This is a genomic window from Marinobacter albus, assembly GCF_030238305.1.
Lineage (GTDB): Bacteria > Pseudomonadota > Gammaproteobacteria > Pseudomonadales > Oleiphilaceae > Marinobacter > Marinobacter albus.
In genome coordinates, this window is the sequence record NZ_JASSQD010000001.1 from 203,816 (window position 1) to 224,575 (window position 20,760).

21 protein-coding genes are annotated in these 20,760 nt (G+C 59.2%); 11 read left to right on the top strand and 10 right to left on the bottom strand.

Annotation, left to right across the window (positions count from 1 at the left end; genetic code table 11):
• Positions 1-22: 22 nt before the first annotated feature.
• The 4 genes from pyrR to QQF73_RS00970 all read left to right on the top strand — a co-directional run bounded on the left by pyrR (position 23) and on the right by QQF73_RS00970 (position 4,121).
• Complete coding sequence (gene pyrR, locus QQF73_RS00955; protein ID WP_219867282.1) at positions 23-532, top strand: bifunctional pyr operon transcriptional regulator/uracil phosphoribosyltransferase PyrR; 510 nt, start codon at positions 23-25, stop codon at positions 530-532.
• A gap of 41 nt (positions 533-573) precedes the next feature.
• Complete coding sequence (locus QQF73_RS00960; protein ID WP_285366910.1) at positions 574-1,587, top strand: aspartate carbamoyltransferase catalytic subunit; 1,014 nt, start codon at positions 574-576, stop codon at positions 1,585-1,587.
• Positions 1,584-2,891: a dihydroorotase gene (locus QQF73_RS00965; protein ID WP_285366912.1), complete on the top strand. Its 1,308-nt coding sequence runs from the start codon at positions 1,584-1,586 to the stop codon at positions 2,889-2,891. Before QQF73_RS00960 ends, QQF73_RS00965 begins: the two co-directional genes overlap by 4 nt.
• 243 nt (positions 2,892-3,134) lie before the next feature.
• Entirely contained in the window at positions 3,135-4,121 is a 987-nt protein-coding gene (locus QQF73_RS00970) for a putative solute-binding protein (RefSeq protein ID WP_228743497.1), read from the top strand.
• Positions 4,122-4,170: 49 nt separating this feature from the next.
• Here QQF73_RS00970 and QQF73_RS00975 read toward each other — a convergent pair whose 3' ends face one another.
• Positions 4,171-4,443 (bottom strand): HU family DNA-binding protein, encoded by a 273-nt coding sequence (locus tag QQF73_RS00975; protein ID WP_219867278.1) that lies wholly within the window; start codon positions 4,441-4,443, stop codon positions 4,171-4,173.
• 297 nt (positions 4,444-4,740) lie between these two features.
• On the opposite strand from QQF73_RS00975, the gene QQF73_RS00980 reads away from it, so the two are divergent.
• Complete coding sequence (locus tag QQF73_RS00980) at positions 4,741-5,805, top strand: hypothetical protein (RefSeq protein ID WP_228743356.1); 1,065 nt, start codon at positions 4,741-4,743, stop codon at positions 5,803-5,805.
• A 7-nt stretch (positions 5,806-5,812) separates the two neighbouring features.
• A complete protein-coding gene (locus QQF73_RS00985; RefSeq protein ID WP_285366918.1) occupies positions 5,813-7,897 on the top strand; it encodes a TRAP transporter large permease subunit in 2,085 nt (694 codons plus the stop codon).
• A 32-nt stretch (positions 7,898-7,929) separates the two neighbouring features.
• On the opposite strand, the gene QQF73_RS00990 is transcribed toward QQF73_RS00985, so the two are convergent.
• From QQF73_RS00990 to mutM, 8 genes are all read right to left on the bottom strand, one after another.
• Entirely contained in the window at positions 7,930-8,733 is an 804-nt protein-coding gene (locus tag QQF73_RS00990) for a class I SAM-dependent methyltransferase (RefSeq protein ID WP_285366920.1), read from the bottom strand.
• Positions 8,734-8,858: 125 nt separating this feature from the next.
• Positions 8,859-9,137 carry a hypothetical protein gene (locus QQF73_RS00995; protein WP_219867275.1) on the bottom strand — a complete coding sequence of 93 codons (279 nt, stop codon included), beginning with the start codon at positions 9,135-9,137 and terminating at the stop codon, positions 8,859-8,861.
• A 179-nt stretch (positions 9,138-9,316) separates the two neighbouring features.
• Positions 9,317-10,849 (bottom strand): phosphoenolpyruvate carboxykinase, encoded by a 1,533-nt coding sequence (locus QQF73_RS01000; RefSeq protein ID WP_219867274.1) that lies wholly within the window; start codon positions 10,847-10,849, stop codon positions 9,317-9,319.
• 173 nt (positions 10,850-11,022) lie between these two features.
• Entirely contained in the window at positions 11,023-11,877 is an 855-nt protein-coding gene (hslO, locus tag QQF73_RS01005) for an Hsp33 family molecular chaperone HslO (protein ID WP_219867273.1), read from the bottom strand.
• An 83-nt stretch (positions 11,878-11,960) separates the two neighbouring features.
• Positions 11,961-12,368 (bottom strand): ribosome-associated heat shock protein Hsp15, encoded by a 408-nt coding sequence (gene hslR / locus QQF73_RS01010; RefSeq protein ID WP_219867272.1) that lies wholly within the window; start codon positions 12,366-12,368, stop codon positions 11,961-11,963.
• Between the two features lie 41 nt (positions 12,369-12,409).
• Positions 12,410-13,099 (bottom strand): GMP/IMP nucleotidase, encoded by a 690-nt coding sequence (gene yrfG / locus QQF73_RS01015; protein ID WP_285366924.1) that lies wholly within the window; start codon positions 13,097-13,099, stop codon positions 12,410-12,412.
• Positions 13,100-13,183: 84 nt separating this feature from the next.
• Positions 13,184-13,516: a hypothetical protein gene (locus tag QQF73_RS01020; RefSeq protein WP_218635932.1), complete on the bottom strand. Its 333-nt coding sequence runs from the start codon at positions 13,514-13,516 to the stop codon at positions 13,184-13,186.
• A 169-nt stretch (positions 13,517-13,685) separates the two neighbouring features.
• A complete protein-coding gene (gene mutM, locus QQF73_RS01025; protein ID WP_285366928.1) occupies positions 13,686-14,498 on the bottom strand; it encodes a bifunctional DNA-formamidopyrimidine glycosylase/DNA-(apurinic or apyrimidinic site) lyase in 813 nt (270 codons plus the stop codon).
• 230 nt (positions 14,499-14,728) lie between these two features.
• On the opposite strand from mutM, the gene QQF73_RS01030 reads away from it, so the two are divergent.
• Entirely contained in the window at positions 14,729-15,907 is a 1,179-nt protein-coding gene (locus QQF73_RS01030) for a DesA family fatty acid desaturase (protein WP_219867269.1), read from the top strand.
• A 56-nt stretch (positions 15,908-15,963) separates the two neighbouring features.
• On the opposite strand, the gene rsmD is transcribed toward QQF73_RS01030, so the two are convergent.
• A complete protein-coding gene (gene rsmD, locus QQF73_RS01035) occupies positions 15,964-16,614 on the bottom strand; it encodes a 16S rRNA (guanine(966)-N(2))-methyltransferase RsmD (RefSeq protein ID WP_219867268.1) in 651 nt (216 codons plus the stop codon).
• A 161-nt stretch (positions 16,615-16,775) separates the two neighbouring features.
• Here rsmD and ftsY point away from each other — a divergent pair, with 161 nt between their 5' ends.
• From ftsY to rpoH, 4 genes are all read left to right on the top strand, one after another.
• Positions 16,776-17,933 (top strand): signal recognition particle-docking protein FtsY, encoded by a 1,158-nt coding sequence (ftsY, locus tag QQF73_RS01040; protein WP_219867267.1) that lies wholly within the window; start codon positions 16,776-16,778, stop codon positions 17,931-17,933.
• Positions 17,934-17,963: 30 nt separating this feature from the next.
• A complete protein-coding gene (ftsE, locus tag QQF73_RS01045) occupies positions 17,964-18,653 on the top strand; it encodes a cell division ATP-binding protein FtsE (RefSeq protein WP_219867266.1) in 690 nt (229 codons plus the stop codon).
• Positions 18,643-19,647 carry a permease-like cell division protein FtsX gene (gene ftsX, locus QQF73_RS01050; RefSeq protein ID WP_219867265.1) on the top strand — a complete coding sequence of 335 codons (1,005 nt, stop codon included), beginning with the start codon at positions 18,643-18,645 and terminating at the stop codon, positions 19,645-19,647. Before ftsE ends, ftsX begins: the two co-directional genes overlap by 11 nt.
• 193 nt (positions 19,648-19,840) lie before the next feature.
• On the top strand, positions 19,841-20,701 hold the full coding sequence (gene rpoH, locus QQF73_RS01055; RefSeq protein ID WP_219867264.1) for an RNA polymerase sigma factor RpoH: 861 nt from the start codon (positions 19,841-19,843) through the stop codon (positions 20,699-20,701).
• Positions 20,702-20,760 lie beyond the last annotated feature (59 nt).

Sequence of the window (20,760 nt, forward strand, 5' to 3'; positions counted from 1 at the left end):
CTCTTAAGACAGCGAGGAAGTAATGACCGCACTGCTTGATATGGATCAGTTGCTGAACGAACTGGAAGCTGGCCTGCGCCGGGTGCTGGAAGACCGTGGCGTGGAGAAGCCGGCTTTGATCGGTATTCGTACCGGCGGGGTCTGGCTCGCGGATGTCCTCAGCAAGCGTCTGGGGCTGGAGGAACCGTTCGGCGAGCTGGACATCTCCTTCTACCGAGACGATTTCAGCCGCATCGGATTGAACCCGAAGGTGAAGCCGTCCAGTCTGCCCTTCGATACCGAGGGTCGGGACATCATCCTGATTGACGATGTCATCATGAGCGGGCGGACCATTCGGGCCGCGATGAATGAAATTTTCGATTATGGCCGTCCAGCCAGTATCATATTGGCCACTCTTATTGATCTCGGTGCCCGGGAACTGCCTATCCAGCCCGATGTGACTGGCCGGAGCCTGGCCCTGGAATCGCACCAGCGGGTCAAGCTGCGCGGCCCTGAGCCCCTGCACATCGAGTTTCAGGAAACCGGGCACTGATTCGGCAATAAAAACACCGCAGAACGGCAAACAGGCGACCCATGACCGCAAACGACCCTTCCCCGAACCACTTGCAGCTGACCCGGGACGGTCAGTTGCGGCATTTTCTGACTTTGGACGGACTCGACCGAGCGTTGCTCACGGACATTCTGGATACAGCCGATTCGTTCATCGAAGTGGGGGAGCGCACCATCAAGAAGGTGCCCTTGTTGCGGGGGCGGACGGTGGTCAACCTGTTCTTCGAATCCAGCACCCGAACCCGGAGCACCTTTGAGCTGGCGGCCAAGCGGCTGTCGGCTGACGTGCTCAACCTGGACATCAGCACGTCCGCCACCTCCAAGGGCGAATCGCTCTCCGATACCTTGCTGAACCTGGAAGCCATGGCCAGTGACATGTTCGTGGTACGCCATTCCCAGAGCGGCGCTCCCCATTTCATCGCCGAGAGCGTGACCCCGGGCGTGGCCATCATCAACGCCGGGGACGGCCGTCACGCGCACCCGACCCAGGCGATGCTGGATATGCTCACCATTCGTCAGCACAAGGGCCGCTTTGAGGGGCTGAAAGTGGCTATCGTGGGGGATGTCCTGCACTCGCGGGTGGCTCGCTCGCAGATTCGGGCGCTGAATGTGCTTGGGGTCGACGAGGTCCGGGTGATTGCGCCGGGTACCCTGCTGCCGAAGGATGTGGAGAGTCTCGGCTGTACCGTGGAGTATGACATGGCAAGGGGCATGAAGGATCTGGATGTGGTCATCATGTTGCGGCTGCAGAAAGAGCGCATGGAGGGCGCGTTGCTGCCCAGTGAACGCGAGTTCTACCGCCTGTACGGGCTGAACCAGGACAAGCTGGCACTGGCCCAGCCCGATTGCATCGTGATGCACCCGGGTCCGATCAACCGTGGCGTTGAAATTGAGTCGGCGGTGGCGGACGGCCCCCAGTCGGTGATTCTCAATCAGGTAACCAACGGCATTGCCGTCCGGATGGCGGTGATGTCCATGGCCATGGGCGGGCAGGTTGCCGAGCGTCAACAGAAACAGAGCAAGGGGGCGCAGGCATGAGCATAACGGAAGCAACCAGCGGCGCCAGTCTGAAGATCGTGGGTGGCCGTCTCCTGGATGGCCAGGGCGGTGAGATGGCCAACACCGCGCTGCTGATCCGGGACGGCAGAATTGCCGGCCTTGGTGAGGCCGCGAGCCAGGTCAGCGCCGATGAAACCCTGAATGCCGACGGCTGGGTCGTCGCGCCCGGCTTTATCGATCTGCACTGCAACCTTCGCGAGCCGGGTAATGGGCAAAAGGGCAACATCGCCTCGGAAACCCGTGCCGCCGCTCACGGCGGATTCACCACCGTCTGTGCCTCACCGGAAACCTCGCCGGTCAATGATTCCGGCGCCGTCACCCATCTGATCCGGGATGTGGCGGCCAGTCGTTCCCCCATTCATGTCCTGCCGGTTGGCGCCGTCACCCGGGGCCTGGAAGGCGAACTGCTCAGTGATATGGCCGGACTGGCTGCCGCCGGTTGCGTTGCCGTTGGCAACGGCGCCAGAGGGGTGCGCAATTCCCGCATCCTGCGCCGGTGCATGGCCTATGCCCAGACCTTTGGACTGACGGTCATGTTCAGTCCAGAGAACCAGGCCCTGGCCGCGGACGGCTATGCCCACGACGGCCTGGTGACCTCCCGCCTGGGCCTGCTGGGGATACCGGAAGTGGCGGAAACCACGGCGGTCATGGAGATGATCCTGCTGGCAGAGGAAACCGGTGCACGCCTGCACCTGAGCCAGCTCTCGTGCGCCCGCAGTGTCGAAATGCTGGCCGAGGCCCGCCGCCGGGGCATTGCGGTCACTGCTGATGTCGCCATGCACCAGCTGTTATTCACGGAAGAGGCCCTGGCCGGCTTTGACAGCCGCTTCCATGTACGTCCGCCGCTGCGTAGCGAACGGGACCGCAAGGCCCTGATTGCCGGCATTCGCGAAGGGGTCATCGATGCCATTGTCAGTCAGCACCAGCCTCATGACTCCGCCGCCAAGCAAGCTCCCCTGGCGGCCACTGAACCGGGCCTTTCCACAGTGGAAAGCGTGCTGTCACTGGGGCTTGAACTGGTGGAGCGCAACGAACTGAGTCTGTCCGAGCTGGTGCGTGCGCTGACAGCAGGGCCGGCCTCGGTACTGGGCCGACAGGCGCGGGTGGCGGAGGGCGAAATGGCCGACCTGTGCCTGTTTGATCCGAAGCAACGCTGGACGCCGGATCACACCACGCTGGTCTCGGTCGGGCGCCATGCTCCGATCGCCGGGCGTGAATTGCCGGGCGTTGTTCGTCTCACCCTGGCCGCAGGCAAAGTGGCCTGGCAGCAGCCGGCCAACTGATTACCGGTTGTGGTCAAAATGCGGCAGAGGTGGCGGAACCTCTGTCGACACCATCACAGAATCCCCCCGTATTGCTGAAAAGCCCTTGATGACAGGCACCTGTGCCAACGTATTCTAATAGGTGACGGCCCAACGTCGGCCAAGGAAAGCGGGTCAATCGATACACATGAACGTATCAGGACCCGACAATAATAAATCAGGAGTCATCCCGTGAAATCAGCAACTTTCCCGAAACGGGTGGCCATGGCTGCCACCCTCTGTGCCAGTCTTCTGTTCCCCTCCCTGAGCCAGGCGCAGAATGAGCCGCTGGAACGCAGTTTCTGCGTTTTCGATCCGGTGGGCGCCAATGGCCCCCTGTTCGCCATCACCAAAACCTTCCAGCCCGTAGCCCTGAAACAGGGGATCAAGCTGAATCTGCGTGCCTACACCGATGAAAAGGTTGCGGCTGAAGATTTCAAAGCGGGGCAATGCGATGCGGTCCTGCTGACCGGTACCCGCGCCCGCGAGTTCAACAAATTCACCGGCAGCCTGGAAGCAATGGGCGCGGTCCCCGGAGAACAGGAGATGCGTCTTCTGTACAACACCCTCAGTCAGGCCAAGGCCCGGCCGTTCCTGATCGACGGTCCCTACGAAGTGGCCGGGGTTTTCCCGGGTGGCGCCATTTACCTGCATACCCGTGACCGCAGTATTGATTCGGTGGAAAAACTGCAGGGCAAGCGCATTGCGACCCTGGATTATGACCAGGCCTCCGTGCGCATGGTTCGGCACGTGGGAGCGTCAGTGGTGGGCTCCAATTCCGCCAATTTTGCGGGCAAGTTCAACAATGGCAGTGTCGATCTGGCGTACGCGCCGGCTGTTGCCTACACACCGCTGGAACTCTACAAAGGCGTTGAACCTGACGGCGCCGTGGTGAAATACGCCATTGGTTACATGAACTTCCAGGTCATTATTCACCGCGATCGTTTTCCCGACGAGGCGGCCCAGATGGTGCGGAACGAATCGATCAAGCGTATTGACGAGGCGTACGAAATCATCGCCCAGGCCGAAGCGGAAATTCCCAGGGATGTGTGGATGAATCTGCCTCAGGAAGACACCGCTGAGTACGACAAGATGCTACGCAAGGTGCGTCTGTCGCTGCTGGATGATGGGGTGTTTGACGAACGGGCAATCAAGCTGATGAAGGCGATCCGCTGCCGGGTGGATGCTACGCGTTCGGAGTGTGCTTCCTGATATCGCTGCGCAGTTAATGACGGGCCCGCTGAATGCGGGCCCGTTTGGCTCAGCCAATCTGTTCCTTGAGAGCCTTGCCGGCTTTAAAGCCAACCGTTTTGCTTGCGGGGATCCGGATGGTGGCGCCTGTTTGCGGGTTTCTGCCATCCCTCGCTTCCCGGGCGCGGATGTTGAAGGTGCCAAATCCGATCAGGGTGACATCTTCGCCTCGGGAAGCAGCCGCTGATACCTGGTCGGTAAAGGCGGTAATGACCTCGGCGGCCTTCTCGCGAGTGAGGCCGGTTCGATCAGCGATTGCAGCAGCGAGTTCGGGTTTGCGCATCGGGTACTCCTTTTTTTATTTCTGTTTTTTTGTATGAGTGCTGGCCGCAGGCCCATCGCCTTGCGGTTGCTTCCATCTATAGTGGCTTGGCGCTCATTGTGCAAACCACCGGGGAGCAGATAAGTGTGGTCATTGGCGTCATTTGCGGCGTCGGTCTCATAAAAACGGGATCTTGTAGGCCATAATGCGGATCTGGTTACAGACTGTAACAAATGTCGGTCGGTGATAAAGCAAGGCTGAATGGTGGCGCGACGAGCCCGGATAGCCCGAGAATAAAAAGCTGAAGGTGAAGTAGCTATGACACAGTCCCCGAATCCCTCCCTGAACCAACCCACCGCATGGCCCCGGCTGAAGGCACTGGCGACTGCGCTGATGGCGAGTGCCCTGTTAAGTGGCTGTGGTGTGGTCAACAATATGATTTACAAGACCACCGGCGACGTGATGCAGGGCTTCTCCCGGGATCACACGGTGCCTTACCTGATGGAGAGCAGCGATCTGGCCATGGGGTGCGCCATGAGCGAGGCCACCGCGCCCCTTTTGATGTCCTTTGGCCGGGTCACCTCGGAACCGGATCAACTGGCCGTGATGCTCTACCTCTCCGCCGGTGGCTGTGCCGAGGAAAAGGCCCGGGAATTTGAGTTGGATGGACTGGCGGCGATGCATGCAATGAACGCCAACGAAGCCGAAGACGCCCTGATCCGTCAGAAGCGAGCCTATGTCCTGGCTTCCGAGCGCTATTTCAAAAGCTGGAAGCACCATAACGCCTACTACGGCGAGCCCGGAACCGGTGAGTGTCCGGACTTTGAGGATGACAAGGACGAATTTATCTACATGGCGGGCCTGCTTTCGGGCCTGCAGGCGTTGAACGCACAGATCCAGTCCACTTCATCAATCGGCGTGCCTGCAAATGTCGGTTCGATCGTGGCCCGGGCCACCAGTTGTCTTGAGAACGATAAATGGTGGGGGGCGCCCATGGCACTGAGGGCAACTGTCTGGGCCATGATTCCCGGCGCACAGCCCCAGGGCGAAGATGCTTTTGAGCGTCTTGCCATTGCTGACGAGCAGGGCGAGGCCGCCGGCGTTCGTCTGCCGCACGTGTTCCATGCCATCGCTGCCATTAACAAGGGCGATCAGGACATGGTCAAGAGCGTAATCCGGGAGCATGCCCGGTCGCTGGAAGAAACGCCCGCCGATGCTGACTGGCGCTTTGTCGATGCCATGGCCACCAACATGATCGTCGCCATTTCCGACCGGATGTGGGTCGAGAATACCGGTCACCGAACGCCACTGGGTCAGCTTGGTACCTTCTGGGATGACCAGCGGGAAGAGGTGGAAACCATGAACCTGGACGATCTGCTGTAAGAATCCCATGTCCCAGAATGTCGCTGTATCCAAGGTAGGTTTTCATCGTAGCAGGCTGGAGTGGTTCTCCTCCCTTCCCGCCTGCCTGTTGCTGTTGGCGGTTGTTATCTTCTCCACGAGCAGTGACATCCATAACCAGATGCTGCGGGGTGGTGAACAGCTCTGGAGTGGTTACTACAAGTTGCGCATGGACCCGGTGTCGCCCACCTGCAATCCCAATCGCGACGTCGATGCCGCGGTTGCAGCCGAACTGGCGGAGACACCGGCCGACGATGATCCCATGGCCGCTCTGCTGGGCGCTGCTGAGGAGAAGGATCCCACGGATGTCCGGCTGGCCATCGAGCGCGCCCTGGCCGACTGCCGGGCTGCCCACGCCAGTTATGAGAGCCTGCAAGGGCAGCTGACGCCCGGGGTAAAAGCTTACCGGGCGGCAGAACTGTTTATTGCCGATTTGATTGCCTTTGGGCTGTCTTCCCAGCGCTACATACTGGTGATTCTCGTGATGCTGTGTGCGGTCACCGCCACACTGACCCGTCATCACATTGCCATGCGCGCCATGGAAACCCGCCTCGACTACACCGTTTCCCACACCCTGCAAACCATAGCCAATGCGATGTTGCTCGGTTCCAGCGTCATTTTCCGCCAGTCGACGCTGGGGGCAGAGACCTCGGTGTCGTCCGAGGAATTATTGCTGCACAACTTCTGGATAACGGGGTTCGCCTGTCTGACCCTGGCGAGCCTGTACCGGCTGATCCGGGTGCCGGAGGACCTCCCTGACGGCGGCAGTTTGAACAAGGCGTTCCTGGCGGTGCCGCTGTACACCGTAATGTGCCTGATTTCCGGTACCTACTTTGCGCTGATTGGTCATGCCTCGGGTATTGGCATATACCTGGGAAAAATGATGGAACTGGCGGACATGTTCCTGAACGTCGGGCTGTATGTTTGGGTGGGCATGATGCTCAAGCAGACACGCCTGGCGACCCTGGTGTTCAATGTGTTCCGGCCCTGGCGCATGCCGCCGGAAATGCTGGCGGTCGTGGCGGTGTTGGTGGCCGCCATTCCAACCGCGTACACCGGCGCTTCCGGCATTTTCGTGATTGCAGCCGGTGCCGTGATCTACAGTGAGCTGCGGGCAGCCGGTGCGCGCCGTCAGTTGGCTCTGGCGGCCACAGCCATGTCGGGATCCCTGGGCGTGGTTCTGCGCCCGTGCCTGCTGGTGGTAGTGATTGCCTACCTGAACCGGGAAGTAACCACCGACGAACTGTTTGGCTGGGGTATCTGGGTGTTTGTCCTGACCGCCACCATGTTCACGCTGGTGGCGCTGGCGGTGAACCGGCAGAGCCGTTTTGATCTGGCGCCGTCGTCGGTGGCGTTCCCGGCCATGATCCGGGAGCTCAGGCCACTGGTTCCCTACGTATTGGTGATTGCCGCGGTCGTCCTGATGTACCGTTTCGCGCTGGACGTGAGCATGGATGAATTCTCCGCGCCACGTCTGCTACCGGTCATCATGCTGGCCATTCTGGTTTATGAGCACGTCAGCCTCAAGAGCTCCCGCGGCAAGGCTTCCGGCGAACTCAACCATCAGGGCCTTGAACGAAGCCTCCGTGGGGCCACTAACGATACCACTGCCGAAATCGGGGCGTTGCTCCTGCTACTGGGCCTTTCAGTCAGCATTGGCGGCGTCATCGAGCGATCCCACATCATGCAGAGCTTCCCCCAGGCATTCGACAGTGCCTGGTCGGCCATGCTCCTGATGGTGGTGATACTGGTCATTCTCGGTATGATCATGGATGCTTTTGGTGCTGTGATTCTGGTGACAGCCACCGTGGCCACCATTGCCTATAGCAGTGGGATCCACCCCGTCCATTTCTGGATGGTTACCCTCGTTGCCTTTGAACTCGGGTATCTGAGTCCGCCAGTGGCCCTGAACCACCTGCTCACCCGGCAGGTTGTGGGTGAGGCGGAGGTCATGGCAGCGCAGCAGGAATCAGGAACCTTCTACCAGCGTCACGAGCGCATTATCATGCCGCTCATCGCAATGGGGATCTCGCTGCTGGTGGTGGCCTTTGTGCCATTGATGTTCTACGCCTGAGGGGGCTTGACTGGCGCCAGCGTTGCCGCCGATCAGAATTTCTGGGCGCTGAGAACGTGGACAGGTACCTGGAACTCAACCATGCCGCTATCGGTGCAAAAGGGTTCAAGGGCGGCTTCAGCCGCCTCAACGACGGCATTGATGGTGGGTTCATCCAGATGGATATCGGCAAACGGAAACCAGCCCTTGATGTCGGCGAGCGCCATTTCCCGGACCCCGGGAAAGCGAGCGGTGGTTTCCAGCGTTCTGATGTCGGGTGCACTGATACCCGCACTGGCGAACAATGCCGAGAGTCGTCGGGTGTCGCCCAGCGCAAAGGGACCACGGAGTGCTTCACCGACCGCAGGGTCGACCATACGACCAAATACCGTCGACATTGCCTCGTACGCCGGTACGCGGTTGATCGAGTCAAACACTGCGACTACCAATCGGCCCTTGGGTCGTAGAACCCGATACATTTCCTGCAAAGCAAGCGTAGGGGAGGGGAACAGCATCAGCCCGAATTGGCTGACGACAACATCAAAAGACCGGTCTTTGAAGGGAAGCGCCTCTGCATCACCCTTCTGCCAGTCGATGCCCGGCGCTTTGCGTTGCGCCACGGCGAGCATGCCGGGGTTGAGATCCAGGCCAGTGACCGAGCCCAGGTTTTCGTACTGCCTTGTAATTGCTCGGGCGAGGATGCCTGTACCGCAGGCCACGTCGAGAACATCCTGTCCCGTGTGGACTTTAGCTGCCTCCGCCAGGTGCTTCGCGACATCCTGGAACAGAGCAGGCACGAGCCTCTCCTCATAGGCCTTTGCCGTCTCTTCAGGTTCCGGTCTGCGCGAATGTTCCATGCCCGTCTCCTTATCCGAGACACGACATCAAAACGTGCATTCAGAATAACCTTTTATTCCACATCCAAATATTAGACAGATCGGAGGGTTTCCGGTTCCAGACAAGGCACCAAAGGTGCCGGGCTTTAGCGGTTGCCCCACATTCGGGAAACCGCGGCATCCGTCCCCAGAGTTCCAACGATTAACGAGAGACCGCCAATGCCCAGAAAGACCAGGACCGGAACAAGCGCGCCAAGCTGCCCTGTAAAGACCAGTGCGGCCGCTGAAACCGTCGAGAGCGTCAGGAACAGCGCGCCCACCACGTTGAGGATGGTTCGGTGAGAGGCTTTGTAATTGGGACCAACATCCCCTGACTCCAGCGGCTTGAGTATTGGCGAGCAAAGCTGTCGAAGGGTTTCTTTCATAGCATCACCGTGTTTTGAAATAATGAAGAAGCTGTCCGGCAATGTTCCACTGTGCCATAAACCTGCAGCCCAAGGGTATCGCCAGCTGTTCACTGATTGTGCTCGCCGCGTCGGATGTTCGCTGGCCATAAAAAAAGCGCCGGGCTCTCGCCGGGCGCTTTTCGGAATCAGACTCGGCCTCAGAGCTTCGGGCCAGCCTCAACAATCGCGTCAGAAACGTCGAACTTCTTGAAGTTGTCGACGAACTGGGCAATCAGCTCTTCCGCCTTGCCGTCGTAATAGTCCGGGCTTACCCAGGTATTGCGCGGGTTCAACAACGCGGAATCTACGCCCGGTACGTGCTTGGGAACGTCCAGGTTCAGCGCCGGCAGATGCTCGGTTTCTGCGTCATCGAGATCGCCGTTCTGGATCGCGGCAATGATCGCCCGCGTAGTCGGGATGCTGAATCGGCTGCCTTCGCCGTAAGGTCCGCCGGTCCAGCCGGTGTTGACCAGGAACACCTTGCTGCCGAATTCGTCCATCCGCTTCATCAGAAGCTCTGCGTAGACGCCGGCCGGACGCGGGAAGAACGGGGCGCCGAAGCAGGTGGAGAACGTGGACTTCAGCTTGGAGGACGAGCCCATCTCGGTGGAGCCCACCAGAGCGGTGTAACCGCTCAGGAAGTGGTAGGCCGCTGCTTCCTTGGACAAAATGGACACGGGAGGCAGTACGCCGGTCATGTCGCAGGTCAGGAAGACAATGTGTGACGGCTCACCGGCCCGGTTTTCGAGCACGCGCTTCTCGACGTGTTCGAGCGGGTAGGCGCAGCGGGAGTTCTCCGTGAGGGAGACGTCGGTGTAATCCGGCTCGCGGGTCTCCGGGTCGATGGCTACATTCTCAACGATCGCACCGAACCGGATGGCGTCCCAGATGATCGGCTCGTTCTTCCGGGAAAGATCAATGCACTTGGCGTAGCAGCCGCCTTCAATGTTGAAGACTGTGCCCGGGCCCCAGCCATGCTCATCGTCACCGATCAGGAAGCGGTGCGGATCCGCGGAGAGGGTGGTCTTTCCGGTGCCGGAGAGACCGAAAAACAGGCAGGTCTGGCCGTCTTCACCGACATTGGCCGAGCAGTGCATGGGCAGCACGTCTTTCTCGGGCAACAGGAAGTTCTGCACGGAGAACATCGCTTTCTTCATTTCGCCCGCGTAATGCATGCCGGCCAGCAGGACCTTGCGTTTGGCGAAGTTGATCATCACGCAGCCGTTGCTGTTGGTGCCGTCACGCTCCGGATCGCACTCAAAGTTGGCGGCGTTCAGAATCTGCCATTCCTGTTTGTCAGACGGATTGTAGCTGTCCGGGCGGATGAACAGGTTACGGCCAAAGAGGTTCTGCCAGGCGGTCTCGGTGGTCATCTTGACTGGCAGATAGTGCTCTGGATCTGAGCCGACGTGGACGTTGGAAACGAACTGGTCTTTTTCGGCGATGTAGGCTTCAACACGATCCCAGAGGGCGTCGAACTTGTCGGCGTCGAATGGGCGGTTGATTGGTCCCCAGTGAATATCGTCGGCGGTACTCGGTTCTTCGACGATATATCGGTCCATGGGAGACCGGCCAGTCCGCTCGCCGGTTTTCACAACCAGTGAGCCGTTGGAAGCCAATTGGCCTTCGTTACGTGCCAGTGCCAGCTCGACCAGTCGTGCTGTACTCAGATCATTATAAGTGTTGCTCACTTCGACCTCGCCCTTGGGAATGTCTTCGTGATTGCTCGGGCCGCCCCCCATTAACTTGGCGGAAATCTGAACAATCGGGTCAATTCAGGCGCGCTATTATGCCAGAGACGCCTATAAAAAACGATAACCTTAACGACCCGTCATGACTGGCTTTCGGGCCATCTGGAAAGCTTCTAGTGTAGCGTATGACCGGTGAAAAGATGGTCAATATCATTTCTATCGAAGCGATAGTGAGCGTGGCAGAACTGGCAGTCCATATCGATCTGGCCTTGCTCGTCGAGGATACTGTAGCACTCATCCTTGCCAATCGCCTCCAGGGCACCCAGGGTACGCTCCCGCGAGCAGCTGCAGCGGAACGCAACGGTTTCCGGATCAAACAGGCGTACGGTTTCCTCGTGGAACAGGCGGTGGAGCACGGTTTCGCTGTCCAGTTCCAGGAGTTCTGACTCTTCAACCGTGCGTGCCAGGTGGTTCACGCGATCCCAGAGGTCATTATCACCGTCGGTGGCGCCGGGAAGGCGCTGGAGCAAGAGCCCGGCTGCACGGTTTTCGTCGGCAAACAGGATCAGACTGGTGGAAATCTGTTCAGAGCGTTCGAAGTATTCCTCAAGGCAGCCGGCCAGGCTGCCCTCCTCCCGGGGAACCACGCCCTGATAACGGTTGCCCCTGTTGGGAGTGATGGTGATGGCCATCCGTCCCTCGCCCAGCAGGTTGTGAAAGTCTTCCTCGCTCATGGCGTGTTCATCGAACCGTGCCAGGCCCCGGATGTGGCGGTCGTGACTGCACTCTGCCATCAGGGTTCGAAGAGGTCCTTCCCCCTGTGCCTGAAGTGACAGGGTGCCTTCAAACTTCAGGGTGCTGCTCATCAGGACACTCGCAACGAGCGCCTCACCGAGCAAATCCCGGATCGATTCGGGGTAGGGTGCCTGGCTGCCGATCTCCCGGTAGCTTTCATCCAGCTGTACCCAGGCGCCCCGGACTTGGCTGTCCTCGAAGATAAAGCGCTGGAATTGGTCACGGGATGCCATGGTGTATCTCCTGAAATAATGCTGACTGCTGAATTCGATTCAATCGCGCACCCCGTGACGGTCGCGGGGTATTCTGAAAGGACTCAGATGTTGTTTTGCTCACGGAAGCGCTGGATGTCTCGACGGTCCTTCTTGGACGGTCGACGCGCCGGTGGTAACTGCGCGGCCTGCATCGTTTTCCGTTGCCAGGCCAGATCTTCGCGTTTTTTTACGCTGTCTTCGGTCTCGTGGTATAGCTTCTGGGCTTCGGGCGCAGCCCGGCGACGATCGCTGATGTCATCAATGATCACCACCTTTTCCTGCCAACCCAGCCGCAGGGTCACTCGGGCACCGGTTTCCACTACCTTGCCGGGTTTGCACCGTTGGCTGTTGTAGTGGACCTTACCGCCTTCGATGGCTTCTTTGGCCAGGGTGCGGGTCTTGTAAAAGCGTGCCGCCCAGAGCCATTTATCGAGTCTTACACGTTGTTCGTCAGCGGTGGATGCCGTCATGTCTCCTCACCTGATGAGCGTATACCGTGATTATAACCCGCTCACTGGCCGGATGGCACAGATTGGCGCTCACGCAGCGCCGGAAGCAGTTCATCAAAGTGATATATGCCTGGAATCTCCGGATGATGTGCGTTTGCCTCCCGCTGGCTGTCTGGCGCCAAAACGGCAAGGCACTGGGCAATGCCGGCTCTGCGGGCGCTCTCCAGAACCGGGAAACTGTCGTCCACCATGAGGGTTGAGCTGGCCCGGTAGGGCACCCGCTGTTGCAGGTCGTGCCAGAATTCCGGGTGTTCCTTTGCCTTGCCCAAATGATGGCTGGATACGATAGCGTCGACGCGGCCATCCAGTCCGGTGCGTTCGAGTTTCAGTCGAAGTGGATCCGGGTGACAATTGGTGACAATCACCGAGTGCAGACCGGACGCCTCCAGGGCGTCAAGGAAATCAACGACGTGCGGGCGATAGCCAATGCGGTCGCCGACCTCGGCCTTGAGACCGGTAATATCCAATGCGAGCCGGTCGCTCCAGTAGTCGGTGCAGTACCAGTTCAGGGAGCCGCGTTCGGCCATGATCATGGGGATCAGATGATCTTTCGCAGCCTGAGGTGCAAGGTCGTTTTGCTCGGCGTAACGCTTGGGCAGATGTTCCAGCCAGAAGTAGTTGTCAAAGTGCAGATCAAGCAGTGTCCCGTCCATATCGAGGAACACAGTGTCGAGGGAAGACCAATCCACCATAACCAAAACAGCCTGAAGAATTTACTTCAGGCTGCCGGAGAAGCCCGGCCTTGGCAAGCCGGGATAGTACGGATCCGGGGCGGATCAGTTGCTGGTCTGTTCGACCGATTCCGGTTTGCGGCCAGTTCGGGAGCAGCCCAGGCAACGTACAAACGTCGCTTTGGCCGGGCCCATGACCAGCACTTCGCCCGCTTCACCGGCGTTGCCGCCCAACAGTGAAAACGGCAGGGATACCAGGTACACGGCACTGCCAATAATGGTGGTGGCAAACAGAACCGGGCGGGCGAAAATGGCATCACCGGTCATCGCCAGGGCCGAGGGGGTTTCGTCCACGGCGCGAGCGTGCCCAACGGAAGAGAATGCCATCAGGCAGGCGGCCAGCGTGGCCATCAATGTGCGGGAAATCTTGCGGGTCATTGTACTGTCTCCTGAACTAATCGGCCCTTGGGGTTCCGGCCGCGCCGGTTTGAGCGCTCAATATACTTGCCCAGTGTAAACGAGGGACATGATTTCTCTGTTAACTATGAATCATATTTACGTATTTTCAAACGGTTTTTCGTTGCAAATTGTGCGTTTGTGCCGAGTTTTACCGCTGACAGCGAGGGCAGTAGACGGTGGAGCGGTTGTTCATGCGAATTTCTTTTAGCGGTCTGAGGCACTCCCGACAGGGCTCATCGGGGCGGCCATACACCAGCAGGGACTGGGCAAAATAGCCGGGTTTGCCGTCGCTATTCACAAAATCCCGCAAGGTGGTTCCGCCCATGAGAATGGCGGCACTGAGGGTTTCGCGGATCGCGTCGGCAAGTCGGTGGTAACGGTCCAGGCTGATGCGCCCGGCCTTTCTTTTGGGGTGGATGCCGGCCTTGTACAGGGCCTCGTTGGCGTAGATGTTGCCCACCCCCACGACCACATGACTGTCCATGATAAAGGCCTTGACGGGTGTCTGTTTGCCTCGGGAGAGGCGGTACAGCAGCGGCCCGTTGAACTCGGGTGACAACGGTTCAGGCCCCAGGCTGGCAATCAGCGGATGGTGCTCCGCCGCATCGGCCCAAAGCCAGCATCCGAAGCGCCGTGGGTCATTGAACCGCAGAGTTACTCCCGAAGCTAAACCCAGTTCAACGTGGTCGTGGGCCAGGGGTGGGGTGTCCTCCGTAATCACGCGCAGGCTGCCGGACATGCCCAGGTGCACGATCACGGTGCCGCCGTCCAGGTTCAGGAACAGATACTTCGCCCGTCGGTCGACAGTGCGGATGATCTGGCCTTCCAGCCGTTGGGCCAGATCGTCGGGTACCGGCCAGCGCAAGCTGGGATTGCGAACGGTAACCCGGGTAATGGTCTGGCCCTCGCAATGGGGGGCAATGCCACGTCGCGTGGTTTCAACTTCGGGTAATTCAGGCACTCGGCGGTACTCCGGGCGGAAAACGATCGTTGGTCAGCATGCTGGCCGTGGGGCAATAAACAGACTAAGTGTAATTAGTAACAAATTTGCAGCCAAATGCTGTTGTGGCAGCGAACAGGCGTACGCTAAAGTGACAGGGATGGTTTGTTATTTCAGTCGAAAGTCGAATAATCCCTTTCGTCGTGCCTTTCGAGGTGGTACAAGCCGCTGAATTGAATTGAGGAATTTATATGTGGTTTAACGGTCTTCTTGACCTGTCGGTGATGCAGCTGATTCTTGTTGCCCTGGGCATGACCCATATCACCATCGTTAGTGTTACGCTTTATTTGCATCGCCATTCGGCCCACAATTCGCTGGACCTGCATCCGGTGCTCAAGCACTTCTTCCGGTTCTGGCTCTGGATGACCACCGCCCAGAACACCAAGGAGTGGACGGCCATCCACCGCAAACACCACGCCAAGTGCGAAACCGAGGAAGATCCCCACAGTCCTGTAGTTCTTGGGATCAGGAAGGTCTTGTTCGAAGGTGCCGAGCTCTACGCCACCGCCGCTACTCCGGAAACCCTGGAGCGTTACGGCCAGCGCACTCCGGAAGACTGGATCGAGCGCAACGTCTACAGCCGTTACAAGATGTTGGGTGTCATGTTGATGGCCGGGCTTGATCTGGCGCTGTTCGGTGTTAACGGCATCTGGATCTGGGCGCTTCAGATGATGTGGATTCCGGTCTGGGCTGCCGGTGTGGTTAATGGTATCGGCCACTGGTTCGGTTACCGTAATTTCGAATGCGCCGACAATGCCCGTAATATTTCACCGCTGGGCATCCTGATTGGCGGCGAGGAGCTGCACAACAACCACCACACCTACCCCAACTCCTCCAAGCTTTCCAGGCGCTGGTACGAATTCGATATCGGCTGGGGCTATATCCGCCTGTTCCAGCTGTTCGGTCTGGCCAAGCCCAAGGGTTATCGTCCGATTGCCCACCACGTGCCGGGCAAGCAGGATGTGGATGTGGAAACGGTGCAGGCCATCGCCAATAACCGGTTTGACATCATGCGGCAGTATCGCAAGCGGGTGATGGAACCGGCTCTGCGGCAGCAGAAGGCACTGATGGACGATGAGATCCGGCCCCGGTATCGCAAGCTGAAACAGCTGCTGTCCCGGGAGGTCTCCCTGATCCATCCGAAGGAGAAGGAGACCCTGGAGTCTGTGCTGGAGCGTAACGCCATGCTTCGCCAGCTGTATGAAAAGAGTCATGAACTTCAGGCGCTATGGCGTCAGCGAGGGCTCAAGCCCCAGGAAAAACTGAATGCGCTGATGAAATGGTGCAGGGAAGCGGAAGCCAGCGGCATCCGTTACCTGGAGGAGTTTGCCGAGCACCTTCGCGCCTACTCCCTCAGGCCTGCCGCCTGATTGAAAACCCCGCTTCGGCGGGGTTTTTTGTGGCTGGAGCGCTCATGCTGCGGCGTTTAGGCAGTAGTCTCCGGCTCGGCGGGCTGCACCCGGAACAGGCAGTAGGTGACCTGACCTGCGGTTTTCTCGCGATGAAGGTGCCAGTGGGCGGGCACCGCCGGTGTGGCAATGTCACTTTCGTGTTCGATGTAAATCCAGCCGCGCGGTTTTAGCCAACCCTGCTCATCCAGCAGTGGAAGAATTCGCTCCAGCCAACCCTGCCGGAATGGCGGGTCCATGAAAATGACGTCGAATGGCGGGCGGTCGCGATGAGTGAGGTAGGTGTCCACGCTGGCACAGACCACCTCCCCTTTATCCGATTTGAGCAGGCGGAGGTTGTCACGAAGGGCCCGGGCAAGGGCCGGGGTGTGGTCGACCAGGGTCGCGCTGCCGGCGCCGCGGGACAGAGCCTCCAGTCCCAGTGCGCCGGAACCGGCAAAAAGGTCAAGGCAGTCGGCCCCGGCAAGCTGGAACGACAGCCAGTTAAACAGGGTTTCACGGGTACGGGCGGGCGTTGGTCGCACGCCACCGGCGTCGGGAAACCGCAGTTTCCGGCTGCGCCAGTCACCACCGATGATGCGCAGCTCGCCTACGCCGGCCCCGGTACGGTCTGCTTCGCGGGAAGGCTTGTTCAAGGGGCCCCGGCTAACGGGTTTTCTGCGCGCCATGGTCTCAACTCCAGAAGCAGTTCGGATTCAGTGTTTCCGGACAGCATCTTAGCTGAAACGCTGCCGGGTGGGATAATTCCGATGGCCCTCACTTCAACGGGACAGTCTGCTAGAATGTCGGCTTTATTTGTCCCGCCCATTCAGACTGATGGTATGACTTTATGACGGCAGAGTGGATTTCAATCGGCCTCCTGGCCCTTCTTGTGCTCGTATTTGTTCTGGAGATTGCCGGCAACCGCAGTCGTGCGCCGCGTCCGAAACCGGTGCCCCAGCGCAAGCCAGAGGTGGCCGAGGGTCCAGCACCGGCCAAGCCGGCTGAGAGGGAAGTTCCTGAAGCCCAAGAGGTTGCGGCGGAACCGTCGCCTGCGGAAAAAGTTGAGCCCGCACCCGAGCCGGAGCCGCAGCTCAGCGTTGTCGAGCGCATCAAGCAGGGACTGGGCAAGACACGAGCAAGCCTGACCGGCGGCATGTCCGACCTGTTCTCATTGACCAAGAAAATCGATGAGGACCTGCTGGAGGAGATCGAGACCACCCTGCTCATGGCGGACGTGGGCGTAACGGCGACGTCGGAGATCATCGAATCTCTTACCGACAAACTTGAGCGCAATCAGCTCAAGGATGGTGAAGCCCTGCGCAAGGCCCTGAGGGGCGAGTTGCATGGTCTGCTGAAAGATGTCACCAAACCTCTGGAGATCGATACCGGCAAGCGGCCGTACGTGATCCTGATGGTAGGTGTGAATGGTGTCGGCAAAACCACCACCATCGGGAAGCTCACCAAAAAGTTCCAGAACGAAGGCAAGTCGGTCATGCTGGCGGCTGGCGACACTTTCCGTGCCGCGGCCGTCGAGCAGTTGCAGGTCTGGGGTGAGCGCAACGACGTTCCGGTAGTGGCTCAGCACTCGGGCGCGGACAGTGCCTCGGTCATTTTCGATGCCATCCAGTCCGCCAAGTCCCGGGAGGTCGACGTGGTGATCGCCGATACCGCCGGCCGGTTGCAGAACAAGGACAACCTCATGAACGAGCTGGAGAAGGTGGTCCGGGTGATGAAAAAGCTGGATGACACCGCGCCTCACGAGGTGATGTTGGTGCTGGATGCCGGGACCGGGCAGAACGCCCTGAGTCAGGCCCAGGTGTTCCAGCAGGCTGTGGGCGTGAGCGGGATCACTTTGACGAAGCTGGACGGCACCGCCAAAGGCGGTATCGTTTTCGCCATTGCCCGTCAGTTGCAGTTGCCCATCCGGTTCATCGGCGTTGGTGAGCAGGTGGATGATCTGCGCAGCTTCGATGCGGAAACCTTCGTGGATGCACTTTTTGACTAAACACCGGCTTTACCGGAGCAGTAGCCAGCCATGATCGAGTTTCGTCAGGTCACCAAACGATACGACAGTGATCACACGGCCCTGCGCCAGGTCAATTTCGGCCTTGATCGGGGTGAGCTGGCGTTTCTTACTGGCCATTCGGGCGCCGGGAAAAGCACCCTGCTGAAGCTGATCATGGTAATGGAGCGGCCCAGCGCCGGAGAACTGATCGTTGGCGGGCAGCTTCTGAACCGCCTGCCGCGCCGCCAGATTCCCTACATCCGTCGTCATATTGGCGTGGTGTTTCAGAACCACCAGTTACTGTTTGACCGTACCGTCTACGACAACGTCGCAATGCCCCTGGAAGTTATGGGGGCATCGCCCCGTGAGGCCGGTCGCCGGGTGCGGGCAGCGCTCGATAAGGTTGGGTTGCTGAGCAAGGAAAAAATGAACCCCATGCAGCTCTCCGGCGGTGAGCAGCAGCGTGTCGGGATTGCCCGGGCCGTGGTCAACAAACCGCCGGTACTGCTGGCGGACGAGCCCACCGGTAACCTGGACCCGGAACTGTCGGCCGACATCATGAATCTGTTCGGTCAGTTCAGTCAGGTTGGTGTCACCGTATTGATTGCGACCCACGATATTGCCCTGATTAATGAAATGGGTCGCCGTACCCTGACCCTTGATCACGGTCGGTTGGTCGCCGGCGGTACGCCGCTGGTCGGAGGTGCAAGTGGCCACTGACCCACGGCGAAAAGCCGACGCAACAAGGGGTGCCAAGACCTCCCGGGCAGCCTGGCGGCAGCAGGCGGAAAGTTACCTGACCCACCATCGCAAGGTGGCACGCGACAGTGCCGCGCGCCTGTGGCAAACGCCGGTGGCGAGTCTCATGACGTGGACCGTGATGGGTGTGGCGTTGGCTCTACCGGTCGCTCTGTTATTGTTGCTCACCAGTCTTGAGGGTGTCAGTGCGGGGTGGGAAAGCAGTGCCCGCCTGACCGCTTACCTGCAGCTGGAGGTACCCCTGGAAGATGCCCGCGAATTGCGTGAGGAAATCGGGGTCGACGGGCGGGTCGCCGAGGTGGAGCTGGTCAATCGGGAAGATGCGCTGACCGAATTTCGGGCGTCATCGGGGCTGGAGGACGCACTGGATTACCTTGAAGATAACCCGCTGCCCCACACCTTGCTCATCACGCCGGAGGAAAGTGCCCGTTCAGAGGCCGGCGTGGAGGGGCTGGTGCGCTTTGTCCAGGGTATGGAGGGCATTGAGCGCGTGCAGGTGGACCTCGGCTGGCTGCAGCGACTGAACGCCATGACCGATTTGCTGGCCCGAGCGGTCTGGGCGCTTTCTCTGTTGTTGGCTGCGGCCGTGGTGTTGGTAATCGGTAATACGGTCCGATTAGCGATCGAAAATCGGCGCGACGAGATTCTGGTTGCCAAGCTGGTGGGCGGAACGGATGCCTTTGTGCGTCGGCCATTTCTTTACACCGGTGCCTGGTTTGGATTGGGTGGTGGCGTCGTGGCGTGGGTGCTTCTGCAACTGTCGCTCTGGTGGTTGAGTGGGCCGATTGAACGTCTCGCCGGCCTCTATCGCAGTGAGTTCTCCCTGAATGGATTGAGTGTTGATGGTGCCTTGACGTTGATTATTGTTGCGATGCTGCTAGGCTGGCTAGGCGCCTGGGTCGCAGTAAAGCGGCATCTGGACGACATTGAGCCTGGCGAAATTGCCGGAGGATGATCCGGATTGCGGGAAAACCGTATTGAAAGTGCAGGTGGCCCTGGCGTAGTTTCGGGGTCAGAGAAAGCCACGGTGAATTTTTCAGATGGTTGATTTTAAACGTTTTACTGAGGAATTCGGGAACTTTTCAGGTTCTTGGCAGTCTAATTTTAAGTTGCTATATTAAACGGCTGTCAGGTTCGGAGGTTAAAGCATGGGTACGAGTTTACAGTTGATTGACAGACTGGTTCCGGGTGCCAATCTCGAGTCTTATATTCAGGCTGCGGGTCGCATTCCGGTTCTCACGGCGGATCAAGAGCGGGAGCTGGCCGAAAAGCTCCATTACGACGGTGATGTCGATGCCGCGCGTCAACTGGTTCTGTCTCACCTGCGATTCGTGATTCACATCGCCAGAAGCTATTCCGGCTACGGCTTGGCTCAGGCTGATCTTATTCAGGAAGGCAACGTTGGCCTGATGAAGGCGGTGAAGCGCTTCAACCCGGAATACGGGGTCCGGTTGGTATCCTTTGCGGTGCACTGGATCAAGGCAGAGATCCACGAGTTTATTCTGCGTAACTGGCGCATCGTGAAAGTGGCCACCACCAAGGCCCAGCGAAAGCTGTTCTTCAATCTCCGTAGTCAGAAGAAGAAGCTTGCCTGGCTGAATCACGATGAGCTGAAAGCGGTGGCCGCCGATCTTGGCGTTGAGCCGCGTGTTGTCCGTGAAATGGAAGGCCGGCTGGCCTCCCAAGACACCGCCTTTGATGGACCGATGGACGACGACGAGGATAACGCGTACCAGGCACCGGCCTATTACCTTGAAGATCGTCGCAGCGATCCGGCGACCCAGCTTGAAAACGCCGACTGGACCGAGGATTCCAACGGTCGTCTGATGGAGGCGTTGGACGGTCTGGATGATCGCAGTCAGGATATCCTGCGTGAGCGCTGGCTTTCCGACAGCAAGTCCACGCTGCATGAATTGGCAGCCCGTTACGGCGTCTCTGCCGAGCGGATTCGCCAGCTTGAAAAGAACGCGATGAAGAAGATCCGGAACCAGATGGCCGAAGTGGCCTGAGTCCAAGGCTTCCAGCGAGGATCTCTCGAAACGCCACCACCGTTCCGGTTGGTGGCGTT